This window comes from Streptomyces sp. NPDC002888 (assembly GCF_042888465.1).
GTDB lineage: Bacteria > Actinomycetota > Actinomycetes > Streptomycetales > Streptomycetaceae > Streptomyces.
Genome location: NZ_JBIAPU010000036.1, coordinates 70,441 through 89,315, shown reverse-complemented (window position 1 = coordinate 89,315; position 18,875 = coordinate 70,441). Strand labels below are relative to the sequence as shown.

Sequence of the window (18,875 nt, the reverse complement as noted above, 5' to 3'; positions counted from 1 at the left end):
GCTTCAGGAGTGGAACGGCAGGCCGGCGTCGGCCACCAGGTCCAGGTCGTCGGTCTCCTCTGCGGGCAGCAGCGTCGGCGTGCCGTCGGTCACCGGGACCACGCCCAGCTCCAGCAGCTCGGCCATCGCGGCGCTTCCCGCCATGTCCCGCACCTGGAGCTGGTACCGCGCCGTCGTCCGGTACGTACCGCCGTTGTCGTCGCCGGTGCGCTGGAGGAAGCCGGAGTCGGTGAGGAACGCGGCGGCCTTGCCGACGATGCCCGTGGTGGAACCCGCCAGCCTGCGCGCGTCCTTGGTGGCACCGGTGGAGCTGCGTCTGGCCCAGATCCGCCAGGCGGCCTCCAGGCCGGGCGCCTCGGTGGCCGGGTCGGTGTTCTCGCCCTGAAGATCGGCGCGCTCCTCCAGCCGACGGCACGCCTGCCGCACGAAGGCGTCGACCCCGTTGACGCTGACCCGCCCGATGTACCTGTCGTCGGCGAGGTCCTCCGGACGCGGGAAGGCCATGGCGGCGACCGCGAGGTGGGCCAGCCCGTGCAGGAACCGGTCTGCGGAGTCGGCGGACGTACGCCGAGCGTAGTCACCCATGCGAACGGCGAACACCGAGTCCTCGGCGGCGGTCACGGCCATCCCCGCGCGCGGGGACACCTCCAGCACGACGAGCCCGAGCCCCGCCGCCACGGCGTCCGCGAGCCGTGCGAACGGCGGGTCCTCGCGGTACCGCCGCAGCAACTCCGTGTACTCCTGGTCACGCGCGGGCTGCAACTTGGGCTGCAGCCCGAAGGCGACGAGCCGCGCCGCGTCAGCGGCGTCGGCGGGCGTGACGGCGGCGGACGCCGACGGTGCCGTGGCCTCCGCGTCACTCCACTCGACGTGCTCGCTCACGACTGCAACTCCTTGCTCTTGAAAACGGGGGTGAGGGCAGCGCCGCCGGGGGCGCGGGCCAGTGACAGGTGCGGGTCCGCCGCGTGGGCGCGATCAACCACGGCCGACCCGCAGTCGCCCTCCGGCAAAGGCCTCACGCCGCCTCCGTCCGATCCGCCGCCATCCCCACCGCGTCCAACAACGCCGTCCCCACGATCAGATCCGCCCCACCGAACTCGGGATCCTCCAGCTCCGTCCCGTCGTCCACGGCGAACAACAGCTTCTCCTCACCCTGCCGATAGGCCGTCCCCACGGGCGGACTCGCGGCGTGCACAGCCAACAGCGCCACCAGATACGGCAGATCGGGGTCGGACCGCCGCGCTTGTGCCAGCAGCCCCGACAGCCGCCGCGGCGCATCCGCGGGCAGGTCCAGCAGCTCCATCGCCGCCGCCAACTGCTCCTCGCTGAACCGGCTGTCGTCCGGTGTGGCGATGAGGTCCGGCTCGGGCATCTCCGCCCCGAGATGCTCCCGCTCCATCGGCGGCGTCAGCAGTATGTCCACGAGGTCGCCCACCCGTACGGACACCGGCGTACGCAGCCCCGTCCCCCGCGCGAAGAACGCATCGGTGACCCGGATCGCCTGCTCCAGGGGCAGCGGGAGGACCGGGGCGACGAGGTGCCCGTACAGGTCTATCCCCGATGCCGTCATCGGTGTGGCGAAGGCCTGCCGGTCCTGCTCGGCGCGGAACAGGGGCCCGGCCTCCAGCAGGCGGGACTGGAGCTGCGTGTGCCGGCGGATGCAGTCCTTCACGATGTCGACGAGTTCGGCGGCGCGCCGCTTGTTCTCCGGGTCCTCCGACTCGTCCCGCGCCTTGCGGATGTTCGTGAGGATCGCGTTCTCGTGGCGGTAGCGGTCGGCGACGTGGTCGAGTGCCTCGGCGATCATGTCGGGCACCGTGTTGAGCCAGTCCACCGCGCGGACGTTGCGCCGGGTCGCCTCAAGGGCCCTGCGCAGGGTCTCGGAGTACTGCACGGTCCGGTAGCGGGCCTGCTCGGCCGCGAGCTGCGCGTCGGCGAGCCGGCCGCGGCTGATCAGTACCTCCAGCTTGACCTCGGCGGCGATCTGCGCGCTGGTGACGTCGGTGTCGAGGGCGCCGACGAGGACGTTGACGGCCTCGTCCGTCGTACGGAGGTAGACGGTGCCGCCGTAGCCGGGCACCTCCTCGATCAGCTTGAAGTCGTAGTCACGGCGCACATAGCTGCCGTCGGGCGCGAACGTGCCGTACACGGCGCGGAAGCCGCGGTCGACACTGCCGACGTTGATCAGGTTCTCCAGGACCCAGCGGGCCACCCGCTCGTGCTCGGCGACGGGACGGCGCGGGGCCTGGGCGGTGATGCGCGGGATGAGCCGGGCGACGATCTGGTCGTGGTCGGCGCCCGTGTCGAAGTCCATGTTGAGGGTGACCAGGTCGATGGCGGCGAGGGCGATCTCCGCCATGCCGTACACCGAGTACGCGCCGGCGAGGTTGGCCTTGCGTGCGTCGAGGTCGTGGATCGGCGCCGTGCAGGCGAGCGCGCGCAGCCGCCGCGCCAGCCCCTCGTCGGCGGCCGGGCCCGGTGCGGGGCGCGGCCCCGCGCTGAGCTGGGGCGGAACGCTGTCCGTCGATGCAGGCGAAGTCACGGTGCACAGACTAGGTCCTCGGTCTGACAACGACCCAAACGACGCAGACGCGCCCCGGCGGTCGGGCCGAGACGCCGCGCCGGGCCGGCCGTCGGCCGGTCGCCTCCACGAACGGCCTAGCTCTCCTCCCCCACCCTCCGCCGGTACACCTCCACCACGCGTGCCAGGGAGTCGTCGAGGTAGATCGCGAGGAGCTTCTCGGCACCGGCCTTGTCCCCGGCCTGGAGGGCCTGGAGGATCTGCTGGTTGCGGGTGAGGTAGGGCTCGTGCAGCCGACGCGGGTCGTCGACGACGTGGAAGGCGAGGCGCAGCTCCGCGAAGACGCTGCGCATCAGTTCGTCGGTGCGTTCGCTGCCGGCGAGTGCGACGAGCTCGCGGTGGAAGTGGATGTTGGCCGTGCCCAGGCCCTTCCAGTCCTTCTGGACGGACGCCACCTGTCCTTCCGTGACCGCCGCCGCGAGGCTTTGCAGCGCGTACGGCGGCTCGCCGAGCCCGCGGACGACCGCGCGCTCGACGAGGGCCCGGGTGCGGTAGATGTCCTCGACGTCCTCGACGGTCAGGACGCGCACGAACACGCCCCGGTTCAGTTCGTGGACGAGCAGGCGCTCGTGGGTGAGCAGCCGGAACGCCTCGCGCAGCGTGTTGCGGGAGACGCCGAGCGCCCCGCCGATGCTGTCCTCCGACAGTCGTGTCCCGGGCGGGAAGTAGCCCTCCGCGATCCGGCTTCTGAGGATGTCCGAGACCCGTTCGGCCGTGCTGGTGCGGCCCAGGAGGGCGCGGTCGTCGGCGAGTCCCGCCAGCTGCTCTGCCATGACGGGAATTCAAGCGCAGATGCAAGGACGAGACAACATGGGTATTGAAGGATCGTTGAACGATCCTCTACGGTGCTACGCACGGCCCCGCCCCGTCCCCACCGCGGCACCCGGCCTCAGCACGGCACGGCTCTCTCCCAGCACCCTCCTCCTCCCTCAGCGAGGTGCCCATGAGCACGACCCCTCCACCGCAGGCCCCGCCCACCGCCGCACAGTCCCAGAACGATGAACGCGCCGCCGACGACGGCGCGTTCGGCTGGCTGCGCGCCCTCGGTCCGCGCGGCCGCCGCGCCTTCGCCGGCGCGTTCGGCGGCTATGCCCTGGACTCGTACGACTACTTCACGCTGCCGCTGAGCATGGTCGCCCTGGCCGCGTACTTCGGCCTGGACAGCGGCCAGACCGGCCTCTTCACCACCGTCACCCTCGTGGTCTCCGCGGTCGGCGGCGCCCTCGCGGGCGTGCTGGCCGACCGGGTGGGCCGGGTCAGGGCGCTGATGGTCACGGTGGTCACGTACGCGGTGTTCACCGTCGCCTGCGGCTTCGCGCCCAACTACGAGACGCTGCTGGTCTTCCGGGCCCTGCAGGGCCTCGGCTTCGGCGGCGAGTGGGCGGTCGGCGCGATCCTCGTCGCGGAGTACGCGAGCGCCAAGCACCGTGGCCGCACCCTCGGCGCGATCCAGAGTTCCTGGGCCGTGGGCTGGGCGCTCGCCGTGATCGTGTACACGCTGGTCTTCTCCTTCGTCGGCGACGACCTGGCCTGGCGGGTGATGTTCTGGACCGGCGCCCTGCCCGCGCTGCTCGTGGTGTGGGTGCGGCGCCAGGTGCAGGACGCCCCCGAGGCGGTCGCGGTCCGCGAGGCGAGCACCGAGAAGAGCTCGTTCACGGCGATCTTCAAGCCCGGTCTGCTGCGCACCACGGTCTTCGCGGCCCTGCTGTCCACCGGTGTCCAGGGCGGCTACTACACCCTCGCCACCTGGGTGCCGACGTACCTGAAGACCGAGCGCGGCCTGTCGGTCGTCGGGACCGGCGGCTACCTGACGTTCCTGATCTCGGGCGCGTTCGCCGGCTACCTCACCGGCGGCTACCTCACCGACCGGCTGGGCCGCCGGCGCAACATCTGGCTGTTCGCCCTGCTGTCGGCGCTGTGCATCCTGGCGTACGCGAACATTCCGGACGGCGCCAACACCCTGCTCCTGGTGCTCGGTTTCCCGCTCGGGTTCTGCATGTCGGCCATCTTCAGCGGCTTCGGTTCCTATCTGAGCGAGCTGTACCCGACGGCGGTGCGCGGCACGGGGCAGGGCTTCACGTACAACACCGGCCGCGCCGTCGGCGCCGTCTTCCCCACCAGCGTCGGCTTCCTCGCCGACAGCTGGGGCGTGGGCGGCGCGCTGGTCTTCGGCGCGATCGGCTACGGCATCGCGGCCCTGGCGCTGCTGGGGCTGCCGGAAACGCGCGGAAGGGAACTGGCGTGAACCGTACGGAGGACCGCGCGGGCCACCGCTCCCCGACCCTCACGAACGACCGCCCCCCGACCCTGGTCGACGAGCACGCGCACGCGTGGAGCCCGAAAACCGCGCGGGAGCGCTTCCGGAAGGGTCTGGCGGGCCCCACGGCCGGGGTCGCGGCGGGACACACCCAGGTCAACCTGATCTCGGTGCCCGCCGACTGGGCGTACGAGATGCTGCTGTTCTGCCAGCGCAATCCGAAGCCGTGCCCCGTGCTGGACGTCACGGACGCCGGATCGTTCAACACGGTCCTCGCGGACGGCGCCGACCTGCGCACCGATCTGCCGCGCTACCGGGTGTGGCGGGACGGCGAGTTGGTGGACGAGCCGACGGACGTGCTCGGTCACTGGCGCGGCGACCTGGTGTCGTTCCTCATCGGGTGCAGCTTCACCTTCGAGTGGGCGCTGTCCGAGGCGGGCGTCCCGATCCGCCACATCGAGCAGGGGCGCAACGTGCCGATGTACGTGACGAACCGTCAGTGCCGTCCCGCGGGGCGGCTGCACGGTCCGATGGTGGTGTCCATGCGGCCGGTTCCGCCGGAGCACCTGGCGGCGGCCATCCGGGAGAGCAGTCTGCTCCCGGCGGTGCACGGCGGCCCCGTACACTGCGGCGATCCGTCGGGGCTCGGCATCGACGACCTCGGCCGCCCCGACTTCGGGGACCCGGTGGACGCCGACCCGGACGACATACCGGTGTTCTGGGCCTGTGGCGTGACCCCGCAGGCCGCGGTGACGGCCTCGCGCCCGCCGTTCGCCATCACCCACGCACCGGGACAGATGTTCCTCACCGACGCCCGCGACGAGCAGTACCGCGTGGCCTGACAGGAGACAGGGTCCATGACACCGATCGATCTGAACGCCGACCTCGGAGAGGGCTTCGGCCGCTGGCAGTTGACCGACGACGAGCGGCTGCTGTCCGTCGTCACCAGCGCCAACGTGGCCTGCGGCTTCCACGCCGGGGACGCGGTCACCATGCGCCGGGTGTGCGAGCTGGCGGCCGAGCGCGGTGTACGGATCGGCGCCCAGGTCTCCTACCGGGACCTCGCGGGGTTCGGGCGGCGCGCGATGGACGTGCCGCCCGCCGAACTGGCGGCCGAGGTGGCCTACCAGATCGGCGCCCTGGAGGTCTTCGCCCGCGCGGCGGGCGCGCGCGTGGCGTACGTCAAACCGCACGGCGCGCTCTACAACCGCGTCGTGCACGACGAGGAGCAGGCCCGCGCGGTCGTCGACGGCGTGCTCCTCGCGGACGGTGCCCTGCCCGTGCTCGGCCTGCCCGGCTCGCGCCTGCTGGAGCTGGCCGGCAAGGCCGGGCTGCCGACCGTCACCGAGGCGTTCGCGGACCGCGCGTACACCGAGGAGGGCACCCTCGTGCCACGCGGCCGGGACGGCGCCGTGGTCACCGACCCGGACGCGGTGGTGGAGCGCTCGGTGAGCCTCGCCGGCTCCGGCACGGTCACCGCGCACTCCGGCGCCCGCATCGAGGTACGCGCGCGTTCCCTGTGCCTGCACGGGGACACTCCCGGCGCGGTGGAGCTGGCCCGCCGGGTACGGCAGCGGCTGGAGGAGTCGGGCGTCCGGGTGGAGGCCTTCGTATGAGGGCCCTGCCCGTCGGCGACAGCGCCCTGCTCGTCGAGCTCTCCACGGGCGACGAGGCCCAGGCCCTGCACGCCGAGCTGCTGCGGCGCCGCGCGGAGGGCGCGCTGATCGTCCGGGAGATCGTCCCCGCGGCCCGCACCGTCCTCCTCGACGGCCTGGAGGACCCGGTCCGTTGGGCATCCGAACTGACCGCCTCCGACATCCCTCCCGTTCCCCCACGCGCGCGTGAGGTGGTCGAACTCCCGGTGCGCTACGACGGCCCCGACCTCGCCGACGTCGCCGCACACTGGGGCGTCTCGGAGCAGGAGGTGGCCGGCATCCACGCGTCCGTCGAATTCCGCGTCGCCTTCTGCGGCTTCGCCCCCGGCTTCGGCTACCTCACCGGGCTCCCCTCCCGCTACGACGTACCGCGCCGGGCCACTCCCCGCACGGCCGTCCCACCCGGTTCGGTGGCGCTGGCCGGCCCGTACACGGGCGTGTACCCACGCTCGTCACCCGGCGGCTGGCAGCTCATCGGCACCACGGACACGGTGTTGTGGGACCACGCGCGCGTACCCGCCGCACTCCTGTCGCCGGGCACGCGCGTGCGCTTCGTCCCGGTGGGGCCGGTCGACCCGGCGAAACCGGTTGCTCCACTGGCGGAACCGGTTGCCGCACAGCCGGAACCGGTTTCCCCACAGGAGCAACCGATTGCCCACGCCGGAACCGTCAGCCCCGCCAACCCGATGGGTACCGCATGACCGACCGCGCGCTCGCCGTCGTACGCGCCGGGGCGCTGACCACGGTGCAGGACCGGGGCCGCCCGGGGCACGCGCACCTCGGTGTGCCCCGCTCGGGGGCGCTGGACGGCCCCGCGGCGGCGCTCGTCAACCGGCTGGTCGGCAACCCGCCCGACGCGGCCGTCCTGGAGACCACCCTCAACGGCTGCGCCGTCCGGCCCCGTTCCACGGTCACCGTGGCGGTCGGCGGCGCGCCCTGCCCGGTCACCCTGGACGGACGGCCGGTCGCCTGGGGCGCGCCCGTGCGCGTAGCCGCCGGAGCGCTCCTGGACGTCGGGGCGGCCCTACAGGGAGTACGCAGCTATGTAGCCGTCTCCGGCGGCATCGCCGTCGACCCGGTCCTCGGCAGCCGCTCCACCGACCTGCTGTCGGGGCTCGGCCCGGCGCCCCTCACGGACGGCACCGTCCTTCCCCTGGGGCCCGTACCAGGCCCCCACGCGCGCGTGGACGTCGCTCCGCAGCCGAGGCCCCCCGCCGAGCTCGTCCTGCGCGTCAGCTTGGGTCCGCGTGACGACTGGTTCACGCCCGAGGCCGTGCGGATCTTCACGTCACGCCCGTACCGCGTGTCCTCGGCGAGCAACCGCATCGGCCTGCGCACGGAGGGCCCCGCCCTGGAGCGGGCCCTGCCGGGCGAACTCCCCAGCGAGGGCATGGTGCTGGGCGCGGTCCAGGTACCGCCCGACGGACGGCCGGTGGTGTTCCTGGCCGACCATCCGACCACCGGGGGCTACCCGGTGATCGGGGTCGTCCGCGCAGCCGACCTCCCCGCCACGGCACAGGCGCTCCCGGGTACCCCGGTCCGCTTCGTTGCGGTGCGCCGCGGGTAAGGCCGGCCGTGGGCCCCGGAAGGCCGTGACCGGTCCGCTTCGTTGCGGTGCGCCGCAGGTAAGGCCGGCCGTGGGCCCCGGAAGGCCGTGACCGGTCCGCTTCGTTGCGGTGCGTCGCAGGTAAGGCCGGTCGTGGCCCCGGAGGGCCGTGCCGAGGCGGAGGTGCGGGACGTCGGGGGCCCTACGCGGCGTCCGCCCGCTGCTCCCCCACCGACAGCGCAGCCAACGCAGCCGAGACCGCGGCGGACGCCCGCAGGTCGAGCCGGGCGCTCGTGCCCCGGGCGCGGTGACGGATCTCGTCGGCGGCGAGGGTGAGCAGTTGCGGCAGCAGGTCGGTGCACCTCCGGGCGACCCACCCGGTACCGGCGGTGGCCAGCCACCTCAGGCTCGCCGACTTCGTGGGCGCCGGGAACTCGGGCTCCGGGGAGGGCGCCTTCCCCGTCGCGAGGCCCGCCTCCGCCAGCCGTGCGTGGAAGCGCACGGCCAGTTGTCGGTGCCCGCCTTCGCCGGGGTGCAGCCGGTCCGCGCTCCACAGGGCGCGGTCGGTGAGCCACGCGCCCTCGGCGGCGTGCAGGTGGACCGCCCCGTAGCGGTCGGACAGCGCATGGACCACGGCGTTGACCGCCCGCTGCCGCCGTGCCAGGGGCCGGGCCAGAGCACCGGGCAGACCCAGCATCGCGCCCGGGTCGGGCAGGCACGCGGTGAGGAGGGCCGCGCCCTGCCCGGTGACGGCGGCGTACACCGTGTCGAGGCGTTCGGCGACGGCCTGGATGTCGAAGGTGCAGCGCAGGGTGTCGTTGACACCGACGACGACGGAGGCGAGGTCCGGCCGCAGCTCGAGAGCGGCGGGCAGTTGGCGTTCCAGCACGTCACGCGTCTGCGCTCCGCTGACCGCGAGCTTCGTGAACTCCACGGCTTCCTGGGGCTGTTCGGCCAGTCCGTCGGCGAGCAGCGCGGCCCATCCGCGCCACCCGTCGCCCACGGGGTCGCCCACGCCTTCGGTCAGCGAGTCCCCGAGCGCCACGAAGCGGAGGGTTCTCATCCGATGCCTCCGGGCGCGTAGGGCCGCGCGGGCCGCACCGGCATCGACGCATCATGCGCCGCCAGGAACGCCTCCACCGCCGCGCCCCAGCCGAAGCCCTCCGCACGCGCGCGTGCCGCCTCCCGCCGCTCCTCCTCGGAGCGGTCGAGGAGCATGCTCACGGCGTCGGCGAAGCCCTCCCCGTGGTCGGCGGCGGTGGCACCCGCGGATCCGATCACCTCCGGCAGCGCGGACGAGGCGCTCACCGCCACCGGCGTCCCGCACGCCATAGCCTCCAGCGCGGCGAGCCCGAACGTCTCGGCGGGCCCCGGCGCCAGACAGACGTCCGCTGAGGCCTGGAGCGCGCCGAGAAGGCCGCGGTCGGCGACGTGCCCGAGGAAGGTCACCGGCAACCGCCGCTCGCGCGCCCGCTGTTCGAGCCGTGACTTCAGCGGCCCGTCCCCGGCCACCACCAGTACCGCCCGCCGACCGCGCCGCAGCAGCGCATCGAGGGCGTCCAGCGCCGTGCCGGGCCGCTTCTCCACGGACAGCCGGGAGCACATCACCAGCAGGGTCTCGTCCACGCGCGCGTACCGCGCCCGCAGCGCCGGGTCACGCAGCGCGGGGTGCCGCTGCACGAGGTCGACGCCGAGCGGGGCCCGTACGACGTTGCGAGCGCCGATCCGCACGAACTCGCGCTCGGCGAACTCCGTGGTGCACACGACGCGCGCGTAGGTGTGGGCCGTACGGACGTTGAGGGCGTCGGCGGCGCGCCGGGCCGCCCCCTCCGGCAGGCCCCAGGTCCGCAGCACGCCGTCGGCGGTCTCGTGGGAGACCATCACGGCGGGCACCCGGGCCCGCCGCGCCCACCTGCCGGTCCACCGCAGCGTCGTCCGGTCGGACACCTCCAACCGGGCGGGGGCCAGCTCCTCCAGGAGCCGGGCCACCCGCCGCTTGTCGGTGAGGACGCGGTAGCCGCCGGTGCCCGGCAGCAAGGGCCCCGGCAGGGTGATCACCCGGCCCTGCTCGGTCTCACGGTCAGTCGCAGTCGAGCCGGGCACGATCAGCACCGGCTCGTGCCCGGCCGCCTTGAAGCCCCTGCCGAGCTCGCGCAGCGCGGTGCGCAGGCCCCCGGAGGTGGGGGCGACGAAGTTGGCGAGCCGCACGATCCGCAGTGAAGGCGTGCTCATGCCGCCACCACGTGCTTCCGCGCCGCCAGCACACCGGCGTAGTGCCCGATGAGCTGGTCACCGACGGCGGCCCAGGTGCGCCCCTCGACCGTGGCCCGCCCGGCAGCCCCGTAGGCGGCCCGCAGTGCGGGATCGGCGGCCAGCGTGGCCACCGCGTCCCGGACGGCGGCCGCGTCGCGCGGCGGCACCAGCAGCCCGGTGTGCCCGTGGGTGACCAGGTCCAGCGGGCCCCCTGCGGCGGGCGCGACGACGGGGACACCGCTCGCCATGGCCTCCTGCACGGTCTGGCAGAACGTCTCGAAGGGGCCGGTGTGCACGAAGACGTCCAGCGAGGCGAAGATCCGGGCGAGGTCGTCGCCGATACGCCGGCCCAGGAAGACCGCGCCGGGCAGTGCCTCGGCCAGCCCGGGCTCGCTCGGGCCGTCGCCCACCACCACGACGCGCACGCCGGGCAGGCCGCACGCGTCGGCGAGGAGCTCGACCTGCTTCTCGGGCGCGAGCCGTCCCACATAGCCCACGATCAGCTCGCCGTTCGGGGCGAGTTCGCGGCGTAGCGCCTCGTCGCGGAGGTCGGGGCGGAAGCGGACGGTGTCCACGCCTCGGGGCCACAGTCGGACCCGGGGCACGCCGTGCGCCTCCAGGTCGTGCAGGGCGGCGCTGGACGGGGCGAGGGTGAGGTCGGCGGCGGCGTGCACGGAGCGGATGCGCCGCCAGGCGGCCGCCTCGCCCGCGTGCACGTAGGTGCGGGCATATCCGGCCAGGTCGGTCTGGTAGACGGCCACGGCCGGAATGCCGAGCCGGGCGGCGGCGGCCATGCCGCGGACGCCGAGGATGAAGGGGCTGGCCAGGTGGACGAGGTCGGCGCGGTGCTCGGTGAGGGCGGCGGCGACGCGTCGGCTGGGGAGGGCGACGCGGACCTGGGGGTAGCCGGGGAGCGGGAGGGAGGGGACACGGACGACGGGGCACGGCGCCGAGGCGTCGGGCCCGGGACCGGCAGCGGTGGCCGGCGCGACGACGAGCGGAAGATGACCGCGATCCACGAGGTGCCGGGCGGTCTGGAGCGCGCAGTGGGCCACGCCGTTCACATCGGGGGGAAAGGATTCGGTCACGATGACGACACGCATACCGGTGTTGTCGCCGCACCGGACGTGGCCGCGTCAAAGTGGATCTTTCCGCACGACAAACGTCCTGTGAGCGTTGCGCTGCTCGACCCCGCAGGTCAGACCACGTCCATACCCGACCGACCCGCGCGTCATCCCGAGTTCACCCGGCGGGCATGCCTCTACCCCGTGTTCACATCGCTGACGCGGCGTCCGGCCCGATCCGGCTGCGTACGGCCGTCTGCACCTCGGCCTCCTCCGCGGGATCGGCGGCGAGTCGGCGCAGTCGTTCGACGACACGGACGTCACCGGTCTCGGCGTGCCGGGCGGCGACCTCGCGGGTGGTCTCCTCGCAGTCCCAGAGGCATTCGACGGCGAAGCCCGTGGGGAAGGAGGGGTCGGTGGCGGCGAGCGCGCGGGCGCAGCGCCCGCGCAGATGGGACGAGGCGGTCTCGCGGTAGATGTGGCGCAGTACCGGCGCGGCGCAGGCGATGCCGAGCCGCCCGGCGCCGTCGACCAGGGTCCACAGGGTCGGTGCGTCGGGCCCCTCGCCGCGCACGGCCTCGCGCAGGGCGCCGAGGACGAGGTCGCTGTCCGCGGCCGCGCCCCGGCAGGCGAGCATGCGGCCGGCGGCGGCGCCGAGGGCGTCGGGCCGGTGGGCCCAGCCGCGGGCCCGGTCGACGGCGGCGACGCTGCGCATGCGTTCGAAGGCGTCGAGGGCGGCTTCCACGACGGCCGTCGTGCCGGTGGCCACGGCTCCCTCGACCAGGTCGAGGGCGTCGGGATCGTTGCTGTCGGCGAGGTAGCGCAGCGCGGTACAGCGGGCTCCGTCGGTGCCGTCCTGGGCGGCCCGCACGATCTCGGGCCGGTCCTCGGGCCCCGCCACGGCGGTGAGGCAGCGCGCGGCCGGGACGTGGAGGGCGGCGCCGCGTTCGAGGCCCTGCTGGGCCCACTCGAAGACGGCTTGCACGCTCCAGCCCGGGCGGGGGCCCGTGGGGCGCATCTGCCGCTGCCATCGGTCGAAGCAGCCGGTCTCCTGGGCGGCACGCACGCGCGTGGAGACGTAGTCGCGCGGGTCCTCGGCCCACAGCCGCCAGGGCCGTGGCTCGAAGGCGTCGCGCACGGTGGCGGCGAGTTCGGCCTCGCCCTCGGCATCGGTCGCGAAACGGGCCAGTACGGGCGCGGCGAGGGCACGCAGACCTGCGTCGTCGTCGCGCAGGGCGAGCTCGTCGAGGGCCCAGGCCCAGTTGGCGCCGGTGGCCGCGTACCTGCGCAGGAGTTCGAGGGCGTCGCGCCTGCCGTAGGAGGCGAGGTGGCCGAGGACGGCGAGCGCGAGGCCGGTGCGGGACTCGTCGGTGTCGAAGGCGTCCTCGACGTCGAAGAGGTGCGCCTCGATCTCGTCCAGATCGCCGTTCAGGTCGAGGAAGAGACGGGCGTAGTACAGGGAGCGGTTCTCCACCTGCCAGTCGTGGCGTGGGTCGCGCAGCACACAGTGGTTCAGTGCCGCGAGCGCGTCGGCCCGCGGGGCGGTGAGCGCGTGCAGCGTGCCGTCGCCGCGGCCCCGCTGGAGCAGGCCCAGCAGCGTACCGCTGGGCGCTATGACCGGATCGAACATGGGAAACAGCCTCACATCAAGCGTCGACGCAACCGGGGAACACGCATTACCTGGCCGCGTGACAACACGTCGGAGCGCCCGCCGTCTCTTGCTTGCTGTAGACCATCTTCCTCTGCCTCTCGTCGGTGGCCCATGCGGACCGCATCACGGCCCGCGCGGTGCGGCAACACCTGCCCAGCCATCGCGTCCGTGAATCACGACGTCATGATGACTCGGCAGCTCAGCATGCCGCGACCGAAATTTCCGGCGGCCCCGTACCGCCTCCCCCGTGGTCGTTGACTTACCTGGTCAGGAACTGCGTTTTACCTGTTCACCCACTACGGATCACTGCGCGCCGAACAGCTTCAGCAGGTCCGCCTTGCCGAACATCCGGGCCGTGTCGACGGCCGAGGGAGTGCCCGCGGAAGGGTCGACTCCGGCGTCCAGCAGGGCCCGGATCACCTCCTCCTCGCCCTTGAAGACGGCCCCCGCGAGCGGGGTCTGGCCTCGGTCGTTGACGCGGTCGGCGTCGGCGCCGCGTGCCAGCAGCGCCCGCACCGCCCCGGCGTGGCCGTGGTAGGCGGCGAGCATGACGAGGGAGTCGCCCCGGTCGTTGGTGAGGTTGGCCGGAACGCCCGCGTCGACGTACGCCACGAGCGCCTCTGTCTGCCCCTGCCGGGCCAGATCGAAGATCTTGGTCGCCAGCTCCACGACCTCGGGGTCGGGGGCTTCTGTCATCGGCCGGTCCGCCTCTCGCTACAACCGTTCAGGTGAATCGCCAGAGTACTGGCTTCCGGCGCACATGACCGGGCCCGTCCCAGGCAAAGATCACCACGGCCCCCGATGGACGCATCAGCCCTGCTCACGGGGCCCGGGACGACGCCCGCCACTTGGGTGAAATCAGACGTATTTCATCCAGTTGCACCTTTTATCGTATGGATACATCCTGTGAGCCTGGAAGTACTCATGGTGACTGTCCCCATCCAACCAGGAGAGCTCAAATGATCTTGTCCATCTCAGGCGTGGTCCTGCTCGGCATCGTCGTGTTCCTGTTCTTCCGCAAGGACGGGCTCAAGGGGTCGCACGCCCTGGTCTCGGCCCTGTTCGGGTTCTATCTGGCCAGTACGGCCATCGCCCCGAGCATCAAGGCAGGCGGCGAGAGCCTGGCGAGCCTCCTCGGCGGCATCAAGTTCTGACGCCGCCCGCCCCGCCGTCCGTCCCTTCCGTACGCACCATCAGGAGACAGCAGTGGCCCGGCGCCCCCTCCCCCGCATCCTGAGCACAGGCAACGCGCAGATCGCACGGAGCCGGGAGTTGGCCCGGACGGCGGCCGACAGCGCCACCGATGTCCTCCACCCACTGATCACGATCACCCGCGGTCTGCGCCGACTGGCCTCGGCCGGGCGGAGCAAGTGGGCCGACACTCCCAAGGACCGGCGCGGACCGCTGCTGTTCCTGGTGGCGTCGGTGGTCCTGGTCGTGGCGCTCCTGCCGTACGGCCCGCTGCTCGCCGTCATCACCCTGATGACGGCGGCAGCCTGGCAGGGCCGGGGCAAATCGGCGGAACCCGAGGGACCCGACGAGTCCCGGACGCAGCGCCTGCAGTCGCTGTACGAGGCCCTGGTTCCCTACTTCTCGACCGCCGAGGACCCCGCTCCCCTCTACGCCCACGGCGGCGAATGGGAGAAGGCCTTCCCCGCGTACGAGTTCGACGGCTCGAGCCGCGTCACCCACCTCGTCATCCGCTACCCGGCGTACTTCCCGGACGGCGAGGCAAAAGCCCGCGCCCGCGTCGAGCTGCTGCTCACCGCGAAGTCGGGCCGTGGCCGCGAGTACCACTTCACGTGGGACGAAGAGGGCAACGAACTCACGGTCACCGTCCTCGCCCCGCTCCCCACCGACATCGCCGCCCAGCGCTTCGTCACCGCCCCCGGCGAGACGGTCCTCGGCTTCACCGACCCCACCCAGGTCCATCGCACGCTCCCCCTCACCCACGGTGCGGAACGGCGCGACGTGCCGCCGGTGGTGTGGCGCACCGGCGTCCGCTCCACCGAGCCGCACCTGCTGATCGTCGGCCAGCCGGGCAGCGGCACCTCCACCCTGCTGCGCTCCGTCGCGCTGCAGGCCCTTCAGTACGGCGACGTCCTCGTCGTCGACGGCGGCGGCACCGGCGAGTACGCCTGCCTGACCGGCCGCGACGGCGTCCTGGCGGTCGAGGTCGGCCTGGCCGGCGCCCTGGCCAGCCTGGAGTGGGCCGCGCACGAGACGGAGCGCCGGCTCATCGCGGCCAACCGAGCCCGTCAGGCGGGCCACCCGGCGCCGGACGACACCAAGCGGCCCCTGTGGGTCCTCCTCGACCGCCCCACCGCGTTCACCCATCTGGCCGACGCCGACGGCCGCAGGGATCCGCAGCCCCTCCTCCAGGTCCCCCTCCGGCACGGCCGCGCGGCCCATGTGACGGTGGTCGTCGCCGAACAGTTCGACGGCCTGGACACCCTGAGCGACGCGGTACGACAGCACACACGCGCGCGTGTCGCCCTCGGCCCCGCCACGGCCGCGCAACTGGAGTCCCTCCTCGGCACCCGCCCTCACACCACCCCCATCGCCCATGTCCCCCCGGGCCGCGGCTACGCCCGCCTGGGCACGGGCCCGGTCCACCGCCTCCAGGTCCCGGCGACACCGGACCCGTACGACGACGCGACGACGGACTCCCAGCGTCAGGCGGTACTGGAGCTGTTGCCTCCGCTGACGACTCCGGCGGACGAGGAGCCGGAGCCGGTACCGATGGAAGCAGTGGCGGTGGCCGAACCCTCGTAGCTGCGGGCCGGGCGCCGCCCCGGGCGGCACGCATGCCCGCAGCCGGGCCTCCGCTACGCCACGAACGTACGCGGCGCCTCGCCCCCCGCCGTCCCCCCGCTCTCGACCACGCGCGCCGCCGCGGCCAACCGCACCGCCGCCTCCTCGGCCACCGCGCCCCCCACGGTGAACGGCAACCGCACATACCCCTCGAAGGCCCCGTCGACCCCGAACCGAGGCCCGGACGGCACCCGCACGCCCACCCGCTCCCCCGCCTCGGCGAGACGCGACCCGGAGAGCCCCCCGGCCCGCACCCACAACGTCAGCCCGCCCTTGGGAACCTCGAACTCCCACTCCGGCAACGCCCGCCGCACCGCCGCGACCAACGCGTCCCGGTTCTCCCGCGCCTGCTCCCGCCGCAGCTCCACCGCCTGCTCCCACCCCCCGGTGCTGAACAGCCAGTTCACGGCCAGCTGCTCCAGCACCGGCGTGCCCAGATCGGCGTAGGCCCGAGCGGCGACCAGGCTGCGGATCACGTCCGGAGCCGCCCGCACCCACCCGATGCGCATCCCGGCCCAGAACGCCTTGCTGGCCGACCCGACGGTGATCACCGTGGACCCGGCGGGGTCGAACCCGCACACCGGACGCGGCATCTCCACGTCCTCGTCCAGCCACAACTCACTCATCGTCTCGTCGGCGATCAGCACGGTGCCCGCGGAGCGCGCCGCGTCCACGAGCCGCCGCCGCTGGTCGTCGTCGGCCAGCGCTCCGGTCGGGTTGTGGAAGTCGGCGACGACGTACGCGATGCCGGGCGCGGCGTCCCGCAGCACCTGACGCCAGCGGTCCAGGTCCCACCCGGCGAGCCCCTCGGCCATGGCGACGGGCACGAGCCGGGCGCCGGCCTCACGCATCAGCTGAAGGATGTTGGCGTACGAGGGCGACTCGACGGCGATGCGCTCGCCGCGCCCCCCGAACAGATGGCAGATGGCGTCGATGGCGCCCATCGCACCGGTCGTCACCATGATCTGTTCGGGCATCGTGGGGATCCCGCGCGCGGTGTAGCGCTCGGCGATCATCGCGCGCAGGGCCGGCAGGCCCGCCGGATAGTCGCCGTGCGTGTGCGCGTACGGCGGCAGCTCCTCGAGCGCGCCCTGCACGGCGCGGGTGAGCCACGGCTCGGGTGCGGGGAGCGCCGCGCAGCCCAGGTCGATCATCGAGCCGAGCGCTTCGGGCGGGAGCGGTTCGAGGCCCCGCGCGGGAAGGGGGTTTCCGGCCGGTACGGCGGTCCAGCTGCCCGCGCCGCGACGGGACTCCAGGAAGCCCTCGGAGCGCAGCGCCTCGTAGGCGGCGGCGACGGTGGTGCGGCTGACGGACAGGGACAGCGCCAGCTCTCGTTCGGCAGGCAGCCGGGCGGCCACCGGAACGCGCCCCTCCAGCACCAGCAGCCGGATGCCGTCGGCGAGCGCGCGATAGGCGGGCGGACGGCGGGTGCCGGGGCCCGCGGGGCGGTCCTGCTGTGACTTGAGCAGCCGGGCGAGCTGCGCCGGCCCCACTGCCGAGGTCCACTGAGCCATAATTACCAGTCCACCTTCCCCGAATTGGCCATGGATGACTTCTCTTCCCAAGCCACAGAGTGTCACGGGTCAGGCCACTCACACCACCGGGGGCGCACGTGTCCACGCAGAGCTCCACAAGGGGCCATCTCGTCCGACGACTGTTCCAGCTCTATGCGGGTCTCTCCCTCTACGGCGCGAGCTCCGCGCTCCTCGTCGAGGCGGGCCTGGGCCTGGAGCCCTGGAACGTGCTGCACCAGGGCCTCGCCGAGCTCACCGGTCTGTCGATCGGGGTGGTGTCCATCGTCGTGGGCGCGGGGGTGCTGCTCCTGTGGATCCCGCTGCGCCAGCGCCCGGGCCTCGGCACGGTCTCCAACGTCTTCGTCGTCGGCGCCGCCATGGACGGCACGCTCGCTCTGCTCCCCGAGGCGCACGGCCTGGCCGTACAGGTGCCGCTGCTCGTCGCCGGCCTCGTACTCAACGGCGCGGCCACCGGCCTCTACATCGCGGCGCGTTTCGGGCCGGGTCCGCGTGACGGGCTGATGACGGGACTGCACGAGCGCACGGGCCGCTCGATCCGTCTGATGCGCACGGCCGTCGAGGCGGCGGTCGTCGTGACCGGCTTCGCCCTCGGGGGCACGATCGGCGTCGGCACCGTCCTGTACGCGGTGTCGATCGGCCCGCTCGCCCAGCTCTTCCTGCGCGTGTTCGCCGTACCGGCGGCATCCGAGGGCAGCACGGTGGTTGCCGCGGGGACACCCAAGGGGGTGATACTGCGCAGGTGACCACGCCCATACGCCACCCCTATCTCGACCATCCGGGCCCCATCGCCTTCGCGCACCGCGGCGGGGCGGCGGACGGCCTGGAGAACACCGTGGCGCAGTTCCGGCGCGCGGTCGAGGCGGGTTACCGCTACATCGAGACCGACGTCCACGCCACCCTGGACGGCAGGCTCGTCGCGTTCCACGACGCCACACTGGACCGGGTCACCGACGGCGCGGGGCGCATAGCGGACCTGCCGTGGAAGGACGTACGCCGCGCGCGTGTGGCGGGCAAGGAACCGGTGCCCCTGTTCGAAGAGCTCCTGGAGACCTTTCCCGAGGTGCGCTGGAACGTCGACATCAAGGCCGAACCGGCGCTCCATCCCCTGCTGAACCTGATCGGGCGGATCAACGCCTGGGACCGGATCTGCGTCGGCTCGTTCTCCGAGGCCCGCGTGATGCGCGCCCAGCGCCTGGCCGGTCCGCGGCTGGCGACCTCGTACGGAACCCGGGGCGTACTCAACCTGCGGCTGCGCTCCTGGGGTGTCCCGGCCGCGCTGCGCCGCTCGGCCGTGGCCGCGCAGGTGCCGGAGGTGCAGTCGGGCATCCAGGTCGTGGACCACCGCTTCGTCCGCGCCGCCCACGCGCGCGGGCTTCAGGTGCACGTGTGGACGATCAACGAGGCGGATCGGATGCACCGGCTCCTGGACCTGGGAGTCGATGGCATCATGACCGATCACATCGACACGTTGCGCAAGGTCATGGAGGACCGGGGCGTCTGGGCCTGAGCGGCCCCGCGT

General features: G+C 73.3%; 18 protein-coding genes. 9 read left to right on the top strand and 9 right to left on the bottom strand.

What is annotated here, in order from left to right; genetic code table 11:
* Window positions 1–3 precede the first annotated feature (3 nt).
* From ACFYWX_RS40990 to ACFYWX_RS40980, 3 genes are all read right to left on the bottom strand, one after another.
* Entirely contained in the window at window positions 4–882 is an 879-nt protein-coding gene (locus ACFYWX_RS40990; RefSeq protein WP_389430234.1) for a hypothetical protein, read from the bottom strand.
* Between the two features lie 133 nt (window positions 883–1,015).
* Window positions 1,016–2,542: a hypothetical protein gene (locus tag ACFYWX_RS40985; protein WP_389430233.1), complete on the bottom strand. Its 1,527-nt coding sequence runs from the start codon at window positions 2,540–2,542 to the stop codon at window positions 1,016–1,018.
* Between the two features lie 116 nt (window positions 2,543–2,658).
* Window positions 2,659–3,354 carry a GntR family transcriptional regulator gene (locus tag ACFYWX_RS40980; RefSeq protein WP_389430231.1) on the bottom strand — a complete coding sequence of 232 codons (696 nt, stop codon included), beginning with the start codon at window positions 3,352–3,354 and terminating at the stop codon, window positions 2,659–2,661.
* A 170-nt stretch (window positions 3,355–3,524) separates the two neighbouring features.
* Between ACFYWX_RS40980 and ACFYWX_RS40975 the strand changes: the two genes are divergently transcribed.
* Genes ACFYWX_RS40975 through ACFYWX_RS40955 form a run of 5 tightly spaced genes read left to right on the top strand, consistent with a single transcriptional unit; the run spans window position 3,525 to window position 8,060 of the window.
* On the top strand, window positions 3,525–4,826 hold the full coding sequence (locus tag ACFYWX_RS40975) for an MFS transporter (protein WP_389430229.1): 1,302 nt from the start codon (window positions 3,525–3,527) through the stop codon (window positions 4,824–4,826).
* Complete coding sequence (locus ACFYWX_RS40970) at window positions 4,823–5,680, top strand: putative hydro-lyase (RefSeq protein ID WP_389430228.1); 858 nt, start codon at window positions 4,823–4,825, stop codon at window positions 5,678–5,680. Before ACFYWX_RS40975 ends, ACFYWX_RS40970 begins: the two co-directional genes overlap by 4 nt.
* A 15-nt stretch (window positions 5,681–5,695) precedes the next feature.
* The gene (locus tag ACFYWX_RS40965; RefSeq protein WP_389430227.1) at window positions 5,696–6,454 is read left to right on the top strand and encodes a LamB/YcsF family protein; all 759 of its coding nucleotides are present in this window, start codon (window positions 5,696–5,698) and stop codon (window positions 6,452–6,454) included.
* The gene (locus tag ACFYWX_RS40960; protein ID WP_389430226.1) at window positions 6,451–7,194 is read left to right on the top strand and encodes an allophanate hydrolase subunit 1; all 744 of its coding nucleotides are present in this window, start codon (window positions 6,451–6,453) and stop codon (window positions 7,192–7,194) included. Before ACFYWX_RS40965 ends, ACFYWX_RS40960 begins: the two co-directional genes overlap by 4 nt.
* Window positions 7,191–8,060 (top strand): biotin-dependent carboxyltransferase family protein, encoded by an 870-nt coding sequence (locus ACFYWX_RS40955; RefSeq protein WP_389430225.1) that lies wholly within the window; start codon window positions 7,191–7,193, stop codon window positions 8,058–8,060. Before ACFYWX_RS40960 ends, ACFYWX_RS40955 begins: the two co-directional genes overlap by 4 nt.
* Window positions 8,061–8,241: 181 nt before the next feature.
* On the opposite strand, the gene ACFYWX_RS40950 is transcribed toward ACFYWX_RS40955, so the two are convergent.
* The 5 genes from ACFYWX_RS40950 to ACFYWX_RS40930 form a co-directional block, all read right to left on the bottom strand.
* Window positions 8,242–9,102 (bottom strand): SGNH/GDSL hydrolase family protein, encoded by an 861-nt coding sequence (locus tag ACFYWX_RS40950; protein ID WP_389430224.1) that lies wholly within the window; start codon window positions 9,100–9,102, stop codon window positions 8,242–8,244.
* Window positions 9,099–10,271, bottom strand: coding sequence for a glycosyltransferase (locus tag ACFYWX_RS40945; RefSeq protein WP_389430222.1), 1,173 nt, complete (start codon window positions 10,269–10,271; stop codon window positions 9,099–9,101). The genes ACFYWX_RS40950 and ACFYWX_RS40945 overlap by 4 nt, the downstream gene beginning before the upstream one ends.
* Window positions 10,268–11,395 carry a glycosyltransferase family 4 protein gene (locus ACFYWX_RS40940; RefSeq protein WP_389430221.1) on the bottom strand — a complete coding sequence of 376 codons (1,128 nt, stop codon included), beginning with the start codon at window positions 11,393–11,395 and terminating at the stop codon, window positions 10,268–10,270. Before ACFYWX_RS40940 ends, ACFYWX_RS40945 begins: the two co-directional genes overlap by 4 nt.
* A gap of 169 nt (window positions 11,396–11,564) precedes the next feature.
* Complete coding sequence (locus ACFYWX_RS40935) at window positions 11,565–12,986, bottom strand: HEAT repeat domain-containing protein (RefSeq protein ID WP_389430220.1); 1,422 nt, start codon at window positions 12,984–12,986, stop codon at window positions 11,565–11,567.
* Window positions 12,987–13,310: 324 nt separating this feature from the next.
* Window positions 13,311–13,703 carry an ankyrin repeat domain-containing protein gene (locus ACFYWX_RS40930; RefSeq protein WP_389430219.1) on the bottom strand — a complete coding sequence of 131 codons (393 nt, stop codon included), beginning with the start codon at window positions 13,701–13,703 and terminating at the stop codon, window positions 13,311–13,313.
* 263 nt (window positions 13,704–13,966) lie between these two features.
* On the opposite strand from ACFYWX_RS40930, the gene ACFYWX_RS40925 reads away from it, so the two are divergent.
* Together ACFYWX_RS40925 and ACFYWX_RS40920 are read left to right on the top strand one after the other, a co-directional pair.
* Window positions 13,967–14,161, top strand: coding sequence for a hypothetical protein (locus ACFYWX_RS40925; protein WP_389430217.1), 195 nt, complete (start codon window positions 13,967–13,969; stop codon window positions 14,159–14,161).
* Between the two features lie 52 nt (window positions 14,162–14,213).
* Window positions 14,214–15,782: a hypothetical protein gene (locus ACFYWX_RS40920; RefSeq protein WP_389430216.1), complete on the top strand. Its 1,569-nt coding sequence runs from the start codon at window positions 14,214–14,216 to the stop codon at window positions 15,780–15,782.
* Between the two features lie 53 nt (window positions 15,783–15,835).
* Here the strand turns inward: ACFYWX_RS40920 and ACFYWX_RS40915 are convergent, their stop codons facing one another.
* Window positions 15,836–17,335 (bottom strand): PLP-dependent aminotransferase family protein, encoded by a 1,500-nt coding sequence (locus ACFYWX_RS40915; protein WP_389430215.1) that lies wholly within the window; start codon window positions 17,333–17,335, stop codon window positions 15,836–15,838.
* A gap of 98 nt (window positions 17,336–17,433) precedes the next feature.
* On the opposite strand from ACFYWX_RS40915, the gene ACFYWX_RS40910 reads away from it, so the two are divergent.
* On the top strand, window positions 17,434–18,099 hold the full coding sequence (locus ACFYWX_RS40910; RefSeq protein ID WP_389430214.1) for a YitT family protein: 666 nt from the start codon (window positions 17,434–17,436) through the stop codon (window positions 18,097–18,099).
* A complete protein-coding gene (locus ACFYWX_RS40905; RefSeq protein ID WP_389430213.1) occupies window positions 18,096–18,863 on the top strand; it encodes a glycerophosphodiester phosphodiesterase in 768 nt (255 codons plus the stop codon). The genes ACFYWX_RS40910 and ACFYWX_RS40905 overlap by 4 nt, the downstream gene beginning before the upstream one ends.
* Window positions 18,864–18,875 lie beyond the last annotated feature (12 nt).